Origin of the sequence: Thiomicrorhabdus indica (assembly GCF_004293625.1) — a bacterium.
Taxonomy (GTDB): Bacteria; Pseudomonadota; Gammaproteobacteria; order Thiomicrospirales; family Thiomicrospiraceae; genus Thiomicrorhabdus; species Thiomicrorhabdus indica.
Map to the genome: position 1 here is coordinate 2,683,498 of NZ_CP033040.1, position 15,053 is coordinate 2,698,550.

Here is a 15,053-nt window from a genome sequence, read left to right on the forward strand (position 1 = left end):
TCAGCTTGGTCATAACAACTCAGTCCATTACAATAAACTTTTCTCAAATTTAGAGCGGTTTTATGGGCTTTTTAATTATTGGTTTTGTGTTGTTGTTTGTGCTCACGACCCTACCAAGTATTTGGACCAAATATATCCTCAACAAGCACCGAAAACCTCACCCAGATATTCCAGGAACAGGTCTACAGTTTGCCGATCATTTGGTAAACAAATTCAACTTGGACGTCAAAGTCGAAGAGACCGATCAAGGCGACCATTATGATCCGATTGATAAAGCGGTTCGAATCTCCAGCGCCAATGCACACTCCAACTCACTTACCGCAATCACTACCGTCGCTCATGAAATCGGCCACGCCTTGCAGCACCAAGAAGGCTACGAACCGCTTATGGAAAGAACCGCACTGGTCGAACGCGCGGCCATTATGCAAAAATTCGCTAGCGGTGCCTTATTGGTCACACCGGTTTTAATCGCCGTGGTTCACACACCTTTGATTGGAATTATCACTTTTGGTGCTGGATTCATTGCGATGGGCGTCCCCGTGATTATTCATCTGAGTACATTGAAAGTAGAGTTTGATGCCAGCTTTGAGCGAGCTTTGCCGCTATTAAAGAAAGGAGAGTATTTAAACCATAGCGATCAACGCAAAGCCAAAAAAATTCTCTTTGCTTGCGCCATGACTTATGTTGCTGCGTCTCTATCGAGCTTATTTAACCTATGGAAATGGCTTAAAGCGATTAAGCGATAGCCTCTAACTGCCAAAGTTTACCGGCCGGTAAACATTGTTGGGATATCATTTAGCGACGTTCAACACCTTAATCCAGTTGAGATAGGTTTTTATCAATACGGATGTAGAACTCTTCAGGCGTAAAATGCAGATTATAAAAATCATTCACACCATACTTCAGTAGCTTCATGGTCACGCGCAGATCCGTTGGACGACCACATAACATAACAGGAAGATAATGACTCGGATAACTTTGACGTAAAACGTCTAGCCACTCAATAAGTCCATGACAATTGGACAAAGTTGCCCCCGTAATCAAAATTAATCTTGGCAAGATTGGCTCAATAAAGCTGTCTTGAAATCCAGAAAGCCCCAGCTCTTGACCAATATTCGAAGTTTTATCAAACACTCGAACTGGAAAACGTTGAGATACAAGTAACGACTTTAGCTTCATTTCACTGAAATGATCATCCAGAGACAAAATCCAAATCGGGCGATCACTATTTTTAACCAAACGACTCGTGACTCTTACCGCGTGCTCAATGGCAGCAGCGGAATCCTGAACAATATATTCTGCAACTGACATATTTCCAATATGTGCATCCACTTCCTCAAGATAACTCTCAGTCATGACTAACACACTAATGGATAAATTCGATAAGAAATTTAAGGTTTCATCTTGGAAGGCATCAGGCAAATTCAAACTACACAATACAATATCGAAGTCTTCCGCTTGCAAACGTAAATGCATTTGCTCAATCGACCCCACCACCTCTAATTCACAATCAACGACTCGGAACAACCCTTGTCGAAACGTATCAATAAAGGCGTGGTTTTGGTCGACTAACAATAGTTTGGCTTTTGGCTGCATCCAAAATTTCCTTAGTTCTCTCTGATTTCTGTGTGATTAACGATAGACTAGCACACTCGTTGCTTAAACATCACCGACTATATTGTCACCATAGGTTTCTAGTTGCAAGGTGACGTGGTGTACCCGATGGGCACTCAGCAGATAATCTTTAATTTCACATAAAGTTTGATCATTAATATGCGACAAATCAGTTTTAGCATGCAACGTCATCATCACCTGATCTTCTGCAATCGCCCATAAATGAACATGGTGAACATCAGCAATGTAAGCAAAATTGGCTTCTAAATCTTGTTTAATTGCTTGGATTTCGTAACCGGCCGGTACACCTTCAAGCAAAATATGCGCAGACTCTCGCATTAATCGATAAGCGCCAATTCCAATAATGATAGCAATTGCTATCGACAAAATCGGATCGATAACAAACCAGCCCGTGTAATAAATAATTATCGCACCCGCAATTACGCCGATTGATGCTAAGGTATCACCCAGGAAATGAAGCGTTGCACCGCGCATATTCATATTGTGTTGATCGCCCGAATGCAAAATCCAAAACACAATCAAATTATTTAACAAACCAATTACCGCAATAATAAACATCTCTTTGCCCATAATGGGTTGCGGTTCCAAAAAACGCTGTACCGCCATAATGACAATTCCACCGACAATCAGTAGCAAAGTAAATCCATTCACAAACGCAGTTAAAATTTGAAACCGCTGAAAACCAAATGTCATTCTTTCGGTCGCGCTTTTCTGGCTCATATGGAAACCCCACCAAGCCACCAACAAAGCCATGGCATCGGTCAACATATGGACACCGTCTGCAACCAATGCGACAGAATTTACCCAGAGCCCACCAATGATTTCCACCAGCATATAAGAGGCGGTCAAGACCGCAGCAATCAGCACTTTTTTCTGATTATTCTTGTTGGGTTTTGAAATATGAGAATGATGATAAGCCACCGGCTGGACCGTTTTGGACTCCACATTCTCTTTAGCTGCCTGAATGGATAACTTTGTCACAATGTTTTCCTCAAAATACTACTCAACTTGAGTTTGTGCAATCGCCCAAACTTCGATCCATTTAATATTGGTCTGTTGACGGATTTGTCGAACCAATTCATTCATAGTCGCACCGGTTGTCACCACATCATCCACCAGAGCGATCCGCTCAAATGATTCCAATAACGAAATATCAATCGCAAAGGCATCTTGTAGATTCTGTTTTCGCTGTTTTGCATCCAGTTGCGCCTGTGGCGGTGTATGGCGAATTCGCCACACAGCCTTATCAATCATTGGAATATCAGACCAATCACTCAACCGTTTTGCCAAACGCTGAGATTGGTTAAACCCTCTTTCTCTATAACGCTGTAAATGAACCGGTACCGGAATCAAAGCCTGCACCCTTTCACTCGACTCGGACATAAACTGCAATTCAAATTTTTGCGTAAACAAATCGGCTAACAATCGGCCTCGTTCAATTTTCGCATAATATTTAAACTCTTGAATCCAATGACTCACCGGCATTTCATAATCAAATGCAATTTTTTGCGCATCCCAATTTTCGGCTAATGTAGCAATGCTTACTTGATGACTATCTTTACCGGCCAGTGCGGCATCTGTTTTTCGCCAATCCACTTCTTCAGATGTCTGCCTCCAAGGCAAAGCCTGTTGTTCAGCAGGCGTTAATTCCAAGTCCTGACAGGCTTTGCCTGACAAAATAGAATCAATTTGAAACACACATTGAATTAACTGAGCAGAGATGGATTGCAAAACATTCACTCGCTTCATCCTGTTTAATTTCTTATGAGCTATAATACGCCTTCACTCACAGGATAGGCATGGAAATTTACAATGTCAGAAAACGCCCAAACCTCCCAAATCGGACAAATTCGCCATGACTGGTCAGTAGAAGAAATTCGCGCCATTATGGATCAACCTTTTAACGATTTAATGTTTCAGGCACAAACTATCCATCGTGAGAACTTTAATCCTAATGAAGTCCAAACCAGCACCTTAGTCAACATCAAATCCGGTGGTTGCGCAGAAGACTGCTCTTACTGCTCACAAAGTTCACGCTACAACACTGGGCTTGAAAAAGAGAAAATGATGGCGTTGCAAGAAGTGGTCGATAAAGCCGTCGCTGCCAAAGAAAAAGGCGCAACACGTTTGTGTATGGGAGCTGCTTGGCGCAACCCAAACAAAAAAGATTTTCCTCTGGTTTTAGACATGGTCAAAATGGTCAAAGGCTTAGGCATGGAGACTTGCCTGACACTTGGAATGCTGGACGATGAACAAGTCAAAATGCTCAAAGACGCTGGCTTAGACTACTACAACCACAATTTAGACACGTCAGAAGCCTACTACCCGAAAGTCATTACCACTCGTACCTTCCAAGACCGACTGGATACCATCGACAAAGTGCAAAAAGCTGGTATCAATGTATGTTCGGGCGGAATTATCGGCATGGGTGAAGCGCATACCGATCGCGCCGAACTGCTTCGCACCTTTGCAAATATGCACCATCATCCAAGCTCAGTGCCAATCAACCTTTTGGTTCCGGTAGAAGGCACACCGCTTGCCCACATGCGAGGCAAAACCGACTCATTTGAATTCATTCGAGTTATTGCAACCGCACGTATCTTAATGCCCCAGTCTTATGTGCGCTTATCCGCCGGCCGAATGGAACTGACCGATGAAGCACAAGCCTTATGTTTCTTAGCCGGCGCAAACTCGATTTTCTATGGTGATAAACTGCTGACCACTGACAACCCAGAATCGGATCATGATGCTGAACTGTTTGCAAAACTTGGCATTAATATGCAAGTGACAAAAGACGCAGTGAAGTCAGCCTAACCCTATAAATGGCGAAGTGCAAAGTGGTAAAAAAGCATCTTTTTCAAGCGCTTTGCACAAATAGCTCCATGCAACTAATGCTTTTTTATGCCCATTGAATCCATTGAACAAAGATTTACCGGCCGGTTAAAACAACGTCAAGACGAACATTTGTATCGTCATAGACCTTTGAGTTTTTCCCCACAACAGCCGCACATGCAAATCAATGGCGTGCACTGTATCAACTTCTGTTCCAACGACTATCTGGGGCTGGCCAATCATCCAAAAATTCAACAACGACTGATTGAAGTTCTACAAAATCAAGAAGTAAGTTACGGTTCTGGTGCTGCTCACTTAGTAACGGGACACCACCTACAACACCATTTGCTGGAAGACGAAATTGCGGATTGGTTAGGCGTCGAACGCGTCCTCTTGTTTTCCACAGGCTTTATGGCAAATTTAGCGGTACTTCAAACCTTTGCACAAAAAGGCGATGTAATTCTTGGCGACAAGCTCAACCATGCTTCATTAATTGATGGCGCTTTACAATCTGAAGCCGATTTCAAACGTTATCCGCATCTTGATACAAAAGGCTTAGAAAAGCGCTTAAAAGCCGCTAAAAGTGCCAAACAACAAGCCATTATTGTCACCGATGGCGTTTTTAGTATGGATGGTGATTTAGCACCGCTGGATAAAATTCAAGAATTAGCCGGCCGGTATAATGCCTGGCTAATTGTCGATGATGCTCATGGATTTGGTGTACTTGGAGAACAAGGTCGAGGCACCTTAAGCCACTTTAAATTAACGCCTGATTTGAACACTTTACAAATCGGTACACTCGGCAAGGCCTTTGGTTGCGGTGGAGCCTTTATTGCAGGTTCCAACACCGCCATTGAAGCTCTTATTCAATTTGCTCGCCCATACATTTACACCACCGCCAGCCCACAACTGAATGCTGTTGCTGTACGCGAAGCATTAAAAATTATTAAACAGGCTGACAATAGCCGTCAAAAGCTGCAAATGCTCATAAAACAGTTCCGAAAAGGCGTAAAAAACTTAGGATTATCGCTCTGGGATTCTCCGACAGCGATTCAGCCAATTCTTCTAGAAAACTCTGAAAAGGCCATTCAATGGTCTGAAGCTCTTAAAAAACAAGGTTTTTGGGTCGCGGCCATTCGCCCACCAACCGTCCCTCAAAACCAAGCGCGGTTGCGAATCACACTCAGTGCAAGCCATACACCTAAACATGTCGAAGCACTTATAGAAGCTTTGAAAAGCTTGGCGAACCAGCTCCCATGCACCTCAACACAACCTGCACCAAAAAAATAAAAAAGCACCAAATAATTCCATATTTTTTCTATAAAAATTTAATGTTTTCTCAAAAATTATCTAAGCAACTGTTTTTAAAATCAAAAAATAAAGTCTCATCAATAATTGCTTACCAATAAGCCACTAGACATCAATCAAGTGGTGAGTAAGCCCATGTTAAAAACACTCGATAACTACTCGGTCAATGGCTTCTTTGATGAAGCAATCATTGACTCTAATCACTCTCGTCCAGCGGCTAAGCCACTGTTTTCACAATTGAAAGATACCCCTTTTAACTCCTTTCAAGAAATGCAAAAAAGTGCGGAGATGGCGATTGCACAAATGGGTATTTCCTTTACGGTCTACAGTGACAAAGGAAATATTGACCGCTTATGGCCATTTGATGCTTTCCCTCGCACAATCGAAGCTGAGGAGTGGAATAGCATCACTAAAGGTTTAAAGCAACGCCTCCAAGCGCTAAACCGCTTTATTGAAGATGTCTATAACGAACAAGAAATTTTTAAGGCAGGCATTGTGCCATTGGAAGTGATTACTTCCTCTAAAGATTTCCGGCCAGAATGTATTGGCATGAAACTTAAGCATAACTCATGGGCTAACATTTGCGGCTCTGATTTGGTGCGCGATGCAGAAGGCAAAGTCTATGTTCTAGAAGACAACCTTCGCGTCCCTTCCGGTGTTTCCTATATGTTAGAAAACCGAGCCGTCATGAAACAGGTCATGCCAGAAGTCTTCAGGGACATGAACATCCTTCCTGTTGACCAATATCCATTACAGTTATTGTCTATGTTGCGTTCACTCTGTCCACAAAATTGCGACAATCCAGAAGTAGTGGTTCTGACACCGGGAATTTACAACTCTGCTTATTACGAACACGCCTACCTTGCCCACGAGATGGGCGCTGAACTAGTGGAAGGCTCAGACTTGGTTGTACTGGAGGACGACTGCGTCTATATGCGAAACATCGAAGGCTTAAAACAGGTTGATGTAATCTATCGTCGAATTGACGATGCCTTCATGGACCCAGAAGTCTTTCGAGCAGATTCAGCGTTAGGTGTTCCGGGATTAATACGCGCTTGGAAAGCTGGAAATGTCGCGATAGCCAATGCGCCCGGTTGTGGAGTCGCAGACGATAAAGTCGTCTATGCTTATGTTCCAGAAATGATTCGCTTCTATCTTGACGAGGAGCCTTTAATTGACAATGTACCGACCTATTTATGTGACCGAGAAGAAGATCGAAACTATGTACTCGACCATTTAAATGAGCTCGTGGTAAAACCGGCGAATGAATCAGGAGGCTATGGACTATTAATCGGCCCCAGAGCCAGCGAAGAAGAGTTGGCCGAATTCCGTGCCCTAATTCTTGACAATCCACGTAATTACATTGCTCAGCCAACCCTTAACTTATCGACTGTTCCTACCGTTTGTGAGGAAACACTCGAACCTCGCCATGTCGATTTACGCCCTTTTATTTTGCAAGGTGAAAAATCCTATGTCACCGCTGGCGGGCTCACGCGCGTTGCGTTAACAAAAGGTTCTCTCGTTGTAAATTCATCACAAGGAGGCGGATCAAAAGACACATGGATCGTTGTAACAGAGGAGAATACCTAATGTTATCTAGAGTTGCCGAACGCGTTTACTGGTTAGCACGCTATATCGAACGCGTTGAAAATACTGCACGGCTCGCAAAAGTTCATTCCCAGCTCATGTTCGATCTCCCCAAATCGATACCTTTTAGTTGGTATGGATTGGTGCAGATCACCAGCAATGAAGAATATTTCAAAGAGACCTATGCCGATATCCGCACCGAGCAAAACTGCATGGCCATGCTGTTAACTGATCGTGACAATGCGGCGTCACTGTTCACCTCTCTTTGGTGGGCTCGAGAAAATATCCGGACAACCAGAGATATCTTACCTCGCGAAGCTTGGGTGCATATCAATGAGCTATACCTCATGGTAAAAGAACAACAACAAGACTTTAATGACCGTACCAAGCGCAATGCCTTATTGTCGAAAATCATCCGCTCTTGCCAAGCCTTCAACGGAATGCTTTCAGGAACTATGAGCCATAATGATACATACCGTTTTTTAAAACTAGGCATGTTGATTGAACGCGCGGATATGACAACCCGGCTCATTGACGAAGGAGGTCTCTATGTTTCCCAGCAAGCCTTCGTAAATGAAGAAGAAGCCCACTTCCACTCTATTCTGTGGGCACACTTACTACGCTCGATTAGTGCCTATTTCATGTACCGCTTAGAATACCAAACCGAAATTTCTGGCCAAGAAGTTCTACAATTCCTCACCCAAGACCAAGCCTTTGCCCGCTCAGTCAGCTACTGCTTAAATGAAATGGATTCACTGGCAAAACAACTGCCCAATGCAAATGCACTGCAAGCTGCAACCCACAGCTTACTTGCTAAAATTCAAGCATCGCACACTTTGGACATTGGTAGCGAGCAACTACACGAGCATTTGGATTGGATTCAAGGTGAACTCTCAGCCATTAATGAGTTACTCTATGACATCTGGTTTAATCCTAAACAGGTTGCCTAAGGAACCACTAATTACCTATGAGACGTTTTTATTGCCACTGCGGTCATGAAATCAATTTTCATGAGCATTTTTGTAAAGCTTGTGGCCGAGATTTAGCCTACGATCCGAAAATTGGTACTCTATGGAGTGGAGAGCTTCGAGACAGCAATCAGTTCTTTGCCCACAGTCAAGGTCATCAAAAAAACCTCTTATTTCAAACCTGCAGCCATCGCCATCATGACGTAGGCTGTAATTGGCTACTCATCCAAGGTGACGACAACTGCCAATGCATTGCCTGCCGAACAACCCGCGTCATTCCAGACCAAACGCATGAAAAAAATGCCAACCGCTGGTTTCGACTAGAACGTTCCAAACGTCAGTTATTTCAAACCTTAATCGATTTACAACTAATTAAAGCCAACCGGCCGGTTGAGTTTTCAGATTTACAATTCGACTTTCTCGAAGATAAACGTAGTAACCCAAATTTAGACTTAGACCACGTTCTCAGTGGCCACTGTGACGGCTTAATCACCATTAATGCGGCAGAAGCCGATGAAAGCTTTTTGCACACCATGAAAGAACAAATGCAAGAACTGTATCGCTCGCTTCTTGGCCACTTTCGCCATGAAATTGGCCATTACTTTTGGCTAAAATTCTTTAATTCGGAAGAAAAAATACAACAATTCCGTGAAGTCTTTGGCGACGAACGCCAAGACTATGCCCAAGCTTTACAAGGCTATTATGATGCCAACAATCAATCCCATTGGCGCAGTCGCTATATCACCCCTTATGCCAGCAGCCACCCTCATGAAGACTGGGCCGAGACTTGGGCCCACTATTTACACATTGTTGACACCCTGCAAACCGCTCAAAGCTTTGGCTTAAGCATTTACGAACCTCAAGCACACAACTTTGATCATTGGTTTAATGAATGGCGACGAGTCTCTCAAGTGATGAATGCTCTGAACCGCAGCATGGGACTCGCGGAGCCTTACCCATTTCGAGTATCTGAAATGGTCGAAGGAAAACTCCGTTTTATTGACGAAACCATTGCTCGCCATACCAAAGAACACAATTAATACCGGCCGGTATTTTTTAAATGCATCCATCAAATCCTTTTGAATCTCAGAGAAAAAGTCTTTGTTAAAATAATTACAATTCAATACCCCTTAGGTATTCATCTATGCCGATTAGTATGCAAACAGGACTGCACAATGCACAAACGATTTTGCACTCCCTTAAATTGGAGAATCTCCCACAAGAAATCTTTGAGCTCCAAGAAGCCATGCTGGTTCTTCATCCTAATTTAGTCACGATTTCAAAAATTATTTCCAAAAACCCAGAGCTTCTTGGAGACTTCCTCGCATTATGCAATCAAATTCTCTATCGAGACGAAACCAATAAAATCCTTGATGCAAAAACGGCTATCAGCCTAATAGGCCTTAAAGAAGTCGAACAACTATTTCTGGCTTGCTACTTAGAAAAAAACTTACCTAAAGCGCCCAGCGACTACAACATCATCAAACGCTGTAAATTCTCAGCCTCCGTTGCATCAGAACTCTCTCACTGGATTACAAACTTAAATCGCACCGAAACTTACCTGATTACCTTTATGCAAGATGTCGGAGCCATTTACCTTAGCCGCTACCACGACCCTTATATTAGCGAACATCTTGGAGAACAGTGCGCCATGCCTTTTAGCGCCTACCATCGAGAGCTTATGCACTACCAAACCGCCCACACTTATCTCGGTAGCTTGATTGCCCATCACTGGAAATTGGGTGATTTAATGAATAAGAGCATTCTTCTGCACCATTCAAAAAACTTGAACGACCTAGAGGCTTATGACACACGATTATCAAACATGGTCGCCCTGATTCAACTATCAAACGCAATGGTCACCGAAGTATTTGCCGATCATTACCAATCTCCAGAGCTCGCCCAAGCAAAAAACAATGCAGAGAGCTTCCTTAAACTCCCTAAAAAGGCCATTCAATCAGGCTATCAAACCTTAAGACAATTCAATAAATCTTAGCTCAAAATCACCGACAAAGGAGTGCTTCAATGTCACCTTCAAAACAACCGTTCTTTAAATCCATCCTTACAAACCTTATCCTAAGCTCAGCCGCGATTGCAACCCTCTCACCAACCGCAAGCCTAGCTGAAGATGTGATTGAAGAAAAAACGATTGGCATGGAACTCGCACGCGATTTAGCAACCGAAGCCATTAAGGCTTGTCGAGAAAAAGGCTATTCAGTAAGTGCAGTAATCGTAGACCGACATGGAAATCAACGAGTGGCCATTCGAGATGACTATGCTTCACGCTTTACCTTGCAAATTGCCGAAGAAAAAGCCAACTCCACCATTATGTCCGGTCTAAAATCAGGGGATTTTCGGGCACAACGCGGTGATATTCGTCCAGAGCTCAACCACGTTAATGGCGTACTCATTATGGTCGGTGCTGTTCCGATTATTCAAGGTGGCATTCGCATTGGCGCTTTAGGTGTAAGCGGAGCTCCAGGAGGAGAAAAAGATGAAGCCTGCGCGCAAGTTGCTTTAGAAAAGCTTGAAGACCGCTTATTATTCTAAGAACCCTCCTGATTCAATCAGAGGTTCCCTAAAATAGATTTACCAATTGTTACCGGCCGGTAAACCTTCAAACTGGCCAGTATTTACCACTTGGAAATGGATTGCGAGGCTTTCAACAAAGCCTCAGTCTCTTGATAAGGCACCGATTGCCAAACCTCTTGGCAATAGGATTGAATCATTCGCTTTTCTTCAGCTAAAAACCCCTGAATCCCCTGCTCAAATGGATTCACACTCAACCAGTGGCTAGACTGCATTTTCACTGGAACAAATCCTCGTGCAACCTTATGCTCACCGCCTGCACCGGGTTCAAACCGTTCCAATCCGTTAGCAATAGCGTAATCAATCCCTTGATAAAAACAGGTTTCAAAATGTAAATGTTTGACCTGCTCAATCGCACCCCAATGACGGCCATACAACACCTTATCCGAACGAAACATTAAAGCCCCTGCAATCGCTTGAGCTTTACGCCTAACCATAACCAATACCAATGATTCAGGCATGGTTTTGGCAATTTCTAAAAAGAAATCCAGATTCAGGGTTGGAGTGGAGAATTTATCCAGAAAAGTTTTGTGATAAAACACATTAAAATCATGCCAATCGTCTTCCGTCGCACTATGTCCATTTAACACATCAAACGTCAAATCCTGCTCGGCAATTGCGCGGCGTTCCTGACGAATATTCTTGCGTTTTTTTGGCTTTAAAGCCGCCAGAAAATCCTCAAAACCCTCATAGCCTTGATTGAACCATTGAAACTGAACATCATGCCGACACAAAATTTCACGATCGTTTACATAATCACTTTGTGCATCATCAAACAAGATATGAAAACCACTGTAACCTTGTTCATCAGTAAAATCTTTTAAGGCCTCTAGGATGGGTTGAATTGTTACCGGCCGGTCGGAAAAATCTGAACGTACAAACAGCCGAGGGCCAACTGCAGGTGTGTATGGCGCAGCACTAACTAACTTTGGATAGTAATTGAGCCCCACACTTTGCCACGCTTGATGCCATGCATGGTCAAATACAAACTCGCCGTAATTGTTATGCTTCTCATACAACGGCATAGCAGCGACCGGCTGCCCTGCCTCAAACGCCACAAAATGCTTCGGAAACCATCCAAAACGCTCAGAAACGCAACCATGTTTTTCTAAAGCGGCCAGAAAAGCATGTTGAACAAAAGGGTTTTTAGAGTGATGTAAGTTATTCCAAACGCTTTCATCAATCTCCAGAATCGAGTCCAGAACTTTAAAATCCATAACGAAATTAACCTCTAAAAACTCTTTCTACAGGCTTATTTAGAAACGCTTTTAAGAAAGTTTTTCCTGCAAAAAGTTATCCACTCGCACACTTTCAATATAACCAGGCAAACGATAATAAGCCTGCATACCCAAAGCATCGCGCTTTTCAATGAAGGCTTGCGGACTCATGCCATCAATGCCATCAGTCGGCATTTCAAAGAAATCTTTGTCAGATTGCTCATCAAACATCGCAGCAATCTCCATCCCCTCTAACTCAAAAAAGCTTTGCGTATGAATATCCCAGGATATCAGTTGAATATCATCCGTAATCACAATGCCGTCCAAGTGTGAATGCATTGGATCGACCCATTCAAATAAATCATTTTTGATTTCCGATAAACCTTGATACTCCGATCTCGGCAAAACGACCAACTTTTGATCATAATTAATTGCATAACGAAACACGTCACTCAAAATTCCCATGGCTTCGAGCAACTCAACACCCTTTTGCATGTGCTCTTCATCTTCGAATACAAAAATTCCTTCAAAAGTTTCTGACATGATTGACCCCTTATCAGCATTCAAATTCACTAGATAGTCGATTCTGAATAACTCGTTTAATTTATGACAAAGCCAGTTTTTAACTCAACAAGGCAGAATGCAGAAATGCTATCTAGATAACATGAGGCATTCTAACGCAGTAGAGTGAAAACTGGCGCAGCCCCTTCGGGTGGGCGTTTAAGCAGATATTCTCGTTGTTGTGAATCTCAATAATGGAATAACCATTATCTTCAATCCACGCCTAGAGCCTATCCACTTAAACATCCCACATAAATCTAAACCAGTTATTCAGAGTCGACTAGATAAGAAAGCATAGCATTTTCTTGAGAATAGGTAAGCATTCAGTGCAATACACTGAGTTAATAGAAATGATTTTTCAGGGCGTTTCATACACCCAAAACAGATAGTAAACCTCTTAAAGACGAGGCTTTTTAGAAAGCAATCAATTTGTAAGATTAGGCTTAATGAGAAGCTTCATTAACAACCGAAATCACTTTTGACAAGACATCTTGTAAACGAGTAACCGACTCATCAACCTCGACATTATGCAATTTCGCTAACTGGGAAATATTGGGGTAACTCAACCAACTCTGACCCGACTCATCTTGCCAAGCCAAAATTTTCAACGGCAATTCAAGACCAATGGTTTGCTGTGCCTGCATCAGCGGCGTCCCCCCTAAAGGGTGACCAAACAAAATTAATTGAGTTGGACGCAAAGGCATATCCACACTCTCAGCACCAGCAGAATGATTAATCCTTGCAAATACATGCATCCCCATATTTTGCACAGCCTGCTCAACGCGATCAATAGCTTCCGTCACAGGTAAATTCGTAACGTGATTAATAAAATGAGAACTTGAACGATTCATGAAGACTCCTAAAATTCAAACCAAATAATTATTGGTACGTAAAAAATCGACCCTAAATATTCAACAGAACCTGCTTGAATTATTCAGAGTCGACTTAACACCTTAGCAAAAGGTGTTTATGGAATTTTCAAAAAATTACCAAGATTTATAAGGAAGAAACTTACCGTTCATCGTAATCACCACACGATCACCGGCTGGGTTTTCTTCTTTTTCAACATGCATTGAATAGTCAATTGCACTCATAATTCCATCACCAAATTTTTCATGGATCACTTCTTTTAACGTTGGCCCATAAACACCAACAATCTCATACAGACGATAAATCAATGGATCTGTTGGTACTAATTTATCCCATGACTTATGAGGAAATGCTTGCAGTGCCTCCGACACATCGGACCCTAACCCCAAAAATTCAGCAACTTTATCCGCAGCGTCTTTATCTAAGTGGTTCATTCCTAAACAGGCCGACGTGGTATACACCTCACTCAAACCAGAAACTTCCGCAATATCTGCCCAACCCACACCTTTTTCACTTTTTGCCAACACAATACTTTCTGTCATAGCTACTTTTGTCAACATATCTTTCTCCTAGTCATAGATAACAATTTAAATTTGTTGCAAATCTCTTATTGCAGTTTCTATGCCAAAAAAACAGAAAAACATATCCTATTGAAATTAAAGGGAATTTATTAAACCCGATTAAACTAAAAACCAAACAAACCTGACAATTTGTGACAAATTAAATAAAAATGGTAAGTTAAAAGCTTAAATGTAATTATTTGTACATATTTGTTAACCTGTAAAACACCATATTTTACATAACACATTGTTTTTAATATCTTTTTTAAATTTTGGTATTCACGACGCTATAAGCACAACATATTTCAAAACACGAAATATCAATAATTGTTAATTTTAGGAGTAATACCATGTCTGAAGTAGTTATCCCATCTTGCATCCGTCCAATCGATACTGACGGCTTAAACAAACTAGGTGAAGCAGGGAAAGCCGATCCAAATGCGATTAAAACAATTAAATCTAAAACCGTTTTAGAAGGTCAATTCAAGAACTATAACTATGTTCGCGACCTACCTGCAATTGTCGTTGATGAGCCACCAGGTCTTTTGGGTGAAGATACCGCACCAAACCCATCAGAAATGGCACTACTTTCTCTTGGTTCTTGTCTATCTGTTGGTGTTCAAGCCAATGCAACGAATCAAGGTATTCCACTTACAAAATTGGAAGTTTCTCTTGAAGCAGACCTAAACATCACTGCAGTCTGGGGAACAGGCGATCTAGATCCTAACAAACCACTTGGTGTGACAGATGTTCGCGCATATTTCACTATTGAATCTCCAGGAACACCAAAAGAGAAATTGGAAGAGCTAGTTGCTCATGCAATGAAATGGTCACCCGTTGCCAACACCTACTTAAACAAAGTAAACATGCTTGGCGAATTGGTTGAAGACACCAAACAATAAACAGCAAATTTACAAAGAGTATCT

General features: G+C 42.3%; 16 protein-coding genes. 9 read left to right on the forward strand and 7 right to left on the reverse strand.

The window, feature by feature from the left end; all coding sequences use genetic code 11:
- Positions 1 to 62 precede the first annotated feature (62 nt).
- Positions 63 to 746 (forward strand): zinc metallopeptidase, encoded by a 684-nt coding sequence (locus D9T12_RS11745; protein WP_130538348.1) that lies wholly within the window; start codon positions 63 to 65, stop codon positions 744 to 746.
- A 67-nt stretch (positions 747 to 813) separates the two neighbouring features.
- Here D9T12_RS11745 and D9T12_RS11750 read toward each other — a convergent pair whose 3' ends face one another.
- From D9T12_RS11750 to D9T12_RS11760, 3 genes are all read right to left on the reverse strand, one after another.
- A complete protein-coding gene (locus D9T12_RS11750) occupies positions 814 to 1,596 on the reverse strand; it encodes a response regulator (RefSeq protein ID WP_130538349.1) in 783 nt (260 codons plus the stop codon).
- A 63-nt stretch (positions 1,597 to 1,659) separates the two neighbouring features.
- Positions 1,660 to 2,616, reverse strand: a complete 957-nt coding sequence (locus tag D9T12_RS11755) for a cation diffusion facilitator family transporter (RefSeq protein ID WP_130538350.1) — start codon at positions 2,614 to 2,616, stop codon at positions 1,660 to 1,662.
- Positions 2,617 to 2,634: 18 nt separating this feature from the next.
- Positions 2,635 to 3,384 carry a ComF family protein gene (locus tag D9T12_RS11760; protein ID WP_130538351.1) on the reverse strand — a complete coding sequence of 250 codons (750 nt, stop codon included), beginning with the start codon at positions 3,382 to 3,384 and terminating at the stop codon, positions 2,635 to 2,637.
- 63 nt (positions 3,385 to 3,447) lie between these two features.
- Between D9T12_RS11760 and bioB the strand changes: the two genes are divergently transcribed.
- From bioB to D9T12_RS11795, 7 genes are all read left to right on the forward strand, one after another.
- A complete protein-coding gene (gene bioB / locus D9T12_RS11765) occupies positions 3,448 to 4,449 on the forward strand; it encodes a biotin synthase BioB (protein WP_130538352.1) in 1,002 nt (333 codons plus the stop codon).
- A gap of 87 nt (positions 4,450 to 4,536) precedes the next feature.
- Complete coding sequence (gene bioF, locus D9T12_RS11770) at positions 4,537 to 5,757, forward strand: 8-amino-7-oxononanoate synthase (protein WP_130538353.1); 1,221 nt, start codon at positions 4,537 to 4,539, stop codon at positions 5,755 to 5,757.
- 153 nt (positions 5,758 to 5,910) lie between these two features.
- Positions 5,911 to 7,365, forward strand: a complete 1,455-nt coding sequence (locus D9T12_RS11775) for a circularly permuted type 2 ATP-grasp protein (protein WP_130538354.1) — start codon at positions 5,911 to 5,913, stop codon at positions 7,363 to 7,365.
- A complete protein-coding gene (locus D9T12_RS11780; RefSeq protein ID WP_130538355.1) occupies positions 7,365 to 8,312 on the forward strand; it encodes an alpha-E domain-containing protein in 948 nt (315 codons plus the stop codon). Before D9T12_RS11775 ends, D9T12_RS11780 begins: the two co-directional genes overlap by 1 nt.
- A gap of 17 nt (positions 8,313 to 8,329) precedes the next feature.
- Positions 8,330 to 9,370: a putative zinc-binding metallopeptidase gene (locus D9T12_RS11785; RefSeq protein WP_130538356.1), complete on the forward strand. Its 1,041-nt coding sequence runs from the start codon at positions 8,330 to 8,332 to the stop codon at positions 9,368 to 9,370.
- A 104-nt stretch (positions 9,371 to 9,474) separates the two neighbouring features.
- Positions 9,475 to 10,326, forward strand: coding sequence for an HDOD domain-containing protein (locus tag D9T12_RS11790; protein WP_130538357.1), 852 nt, complete (start codon positions 9,475 to 9,477; stop codon positions 10,324 to 10,326).
- Between the two features lie 29 nt (positions 10,327 to 10,355).
- A complete protein-coding gene (locus tag D9T12_RS11795) occupies positions 10,356 to 10,880 on the forward strand; it encodes a GlcG/HbpS family heme-binding protein (RefSeq protein WP_130538358.1) in 525 nt (174 codons plus the stop codon).
- A gap of 83 nt (positions 10,881 to 10,963) precedes the next feature.
- Here the strand turns inward: D9T12_RS11795 and D9T12_RS11800 are convergent, their stop codons facing one another.
- The 4 genes from D9T12_RS11800 to cynS all read right to left on the reverse strand — a co-directional run bounded on the left by D9T12_RS11800 (position 10,964) and on the right by cynS (position 14,127).
- Complete coding sequence (locus tag D9T12_RS11800) at positions 10,964 to 12,136, reverse strand: GNAT family N-acetyltransferase (protein WP_130538359.1); 1,173 nt, start codon at positions 12,134 to 12,136, stop codon at positions 10,964 to 10,966.
- A gap of 51 nt (positions 12,137 to 12,187) precedes the next feature.
- Positions 12,188 to 12,679 (reverse strand): hypothetical protein, encoded by a 492-nt coding sequence (locus D9T12_RS11805; RefSeq protein ID WP_130538360.1) that lies wholly within the window; start codon positions 12,677 to 12,679, stop codon positions 12,188 to 12,190.
- Between the two features lie 461 nt (positions 12,680 to 13,140).
- The gene (locus D9T12_RS11810; protein WP_130538361.1) at positions 13,141 to 13,548 is read right to left on the reverse strand and encodes a DUF302 domain-containing protein; all 408 of its coding nucleotides are present in this window, start codon (positions 13,546 to 13,548) and stop codon (positions 13,141 to 13,143) included.
- Positions 13,549 to 13,683: 135 nt separating this feature from the next.
- The gene (cynS, locus tag D9T12_RS11815) at positions 13,684 to 14,127 is read right to left on the reverse strand and encodes a cyanase (protein ID WP_130538362.1); all 444 of its coding nucleotides are present in this window, start codon (positions 14,125 to 14,127) and stop codon (positions 13,684 to 13,686) included.
- A 350-nt stretch (positions 14,128 to 14,477) separates the two neighbouring features.
- On the opposite strand from cynS, the gene D9T12_RS11820 reads away from it, so the two are divergent.
- Positions 14,478 to 15,029, forward strand: a complete 552-nt coding sequence (locus tag D9T12_RS11820) for an OsmC family protein (protein WP_130538363.1) — start codon at positions 14,478 to 14,480, stop codon at positions 15,027 to 15,029.
- Positions 15,030 to 15,053 lie beyond the last annotated feature (24 nt).

Excerpts from the sequence above, each read along its gene's own strand:
- D9T12_RS11785 (WP_130538356.1), top strand. The coding sequence starts at position 8,330 with ATGAGACGTTTTTATTGCCACTGCGGTCATGAAATCAATTTTCATGAG.
- cynS (WP_130538362.1), bottom strand. The coding sequence starts at position 14,127 with ATGTTGACAAAAGTAGCTATGACAGAAAGTATTGTGTTGGCAAAAAGT.
- D9T12_RS11810 (WP_130538361.1), bottom strand. The coding sequence starts at position 13,548 with ATGAATCGTTCAAGTTCTCATTTTATTAATCACGTTACGAATTTACCT.
- D9T12_RS11805 (WP_130538360.1), bottom strand. The coding sequence starts at position 12,679 with ATGTCAGAAACTTTTGAAGGAATTTTTGTATTCGAAGATGAAGAGCAC.
- D9T12_RS11820 (WP_130538363.1), top strand. The coding sequence starts at position 14,478 with ATGTCTGAAGTAGTTATCCCATCTTGCATCCGTCCAATCGATACTGAC.
- D9T12_RS11790 (WP_130538357.1), top strand. The coding sequence starts at position 9,475 with ATGCCGATTAGTATGCAAACAGGACTGCACAATGCACAAACGATTTTG.
- D9T12_RS11760 (WP_130538351.1), bottom strand. The coding sequence starts at position 3,384 with ATGAAGCGAGTGAATGTTTTGCAATCCATCTCTGCTCAGTTAATTCAA.
- D9T12_RS11750 (WP_130538349.1), bottom strand. The coding sequence starts at position 1,596 with ATGCAGCCAAAAGCCAAACTATTGTTAGTCGACCAAAACCACGCCTTT.
- D9T12_RS11795 (WP_130538358.1), top strand. The coding sequence starts at position 10,356 with ATGTCACCTTCAAAACAACCGTTCTTTAAATCCATCCTTACAAACCTT.
- bioB (WP_130538352.1), top strand. The coding sequence starts at position 3,448 with ATGTCAGAAAACGCCCAAACCTCCCAAATCGGACAAATTCGCCATGAC.
- D9T12_RS11775 (WP_130538354.1), top strand. The coding sequence starts at position 5,911 with ATGTTAAAAACACTCGATAACTACTCGGTCAATGGCTTCTTTGATGAA.
- D9T12_RS11745 (WP_130538348.1), top strand. The coding sequence starts at position 63 with ATGGGCTTTTTAATTATTGGTTTTGTGTTGTTGTTTGTGCTCACGACC.
- bioF (WP_130538353.1), top strand. The coding sequence starts at position 4,537 with ATGCCCATTGAATCCATTGAACAAAGATTTACCGGCCGGTTAAAACAA.
- D9T12_RS11780 (WP_130538355.1), top strand. The coding sequence starts at position 7,365 with ATGTTATCTAGAGTTGCCGAACGCGTTTACTGGTTAGCACGCTATATC.
- D9T12_RS11800 (WP_130538359.1), bottom strand. The coding sequence starts at position 12,136 with ATGGATTTTAAAGTTCTGGACTCGATTCTGGAGATTGATGAAAGCGTT.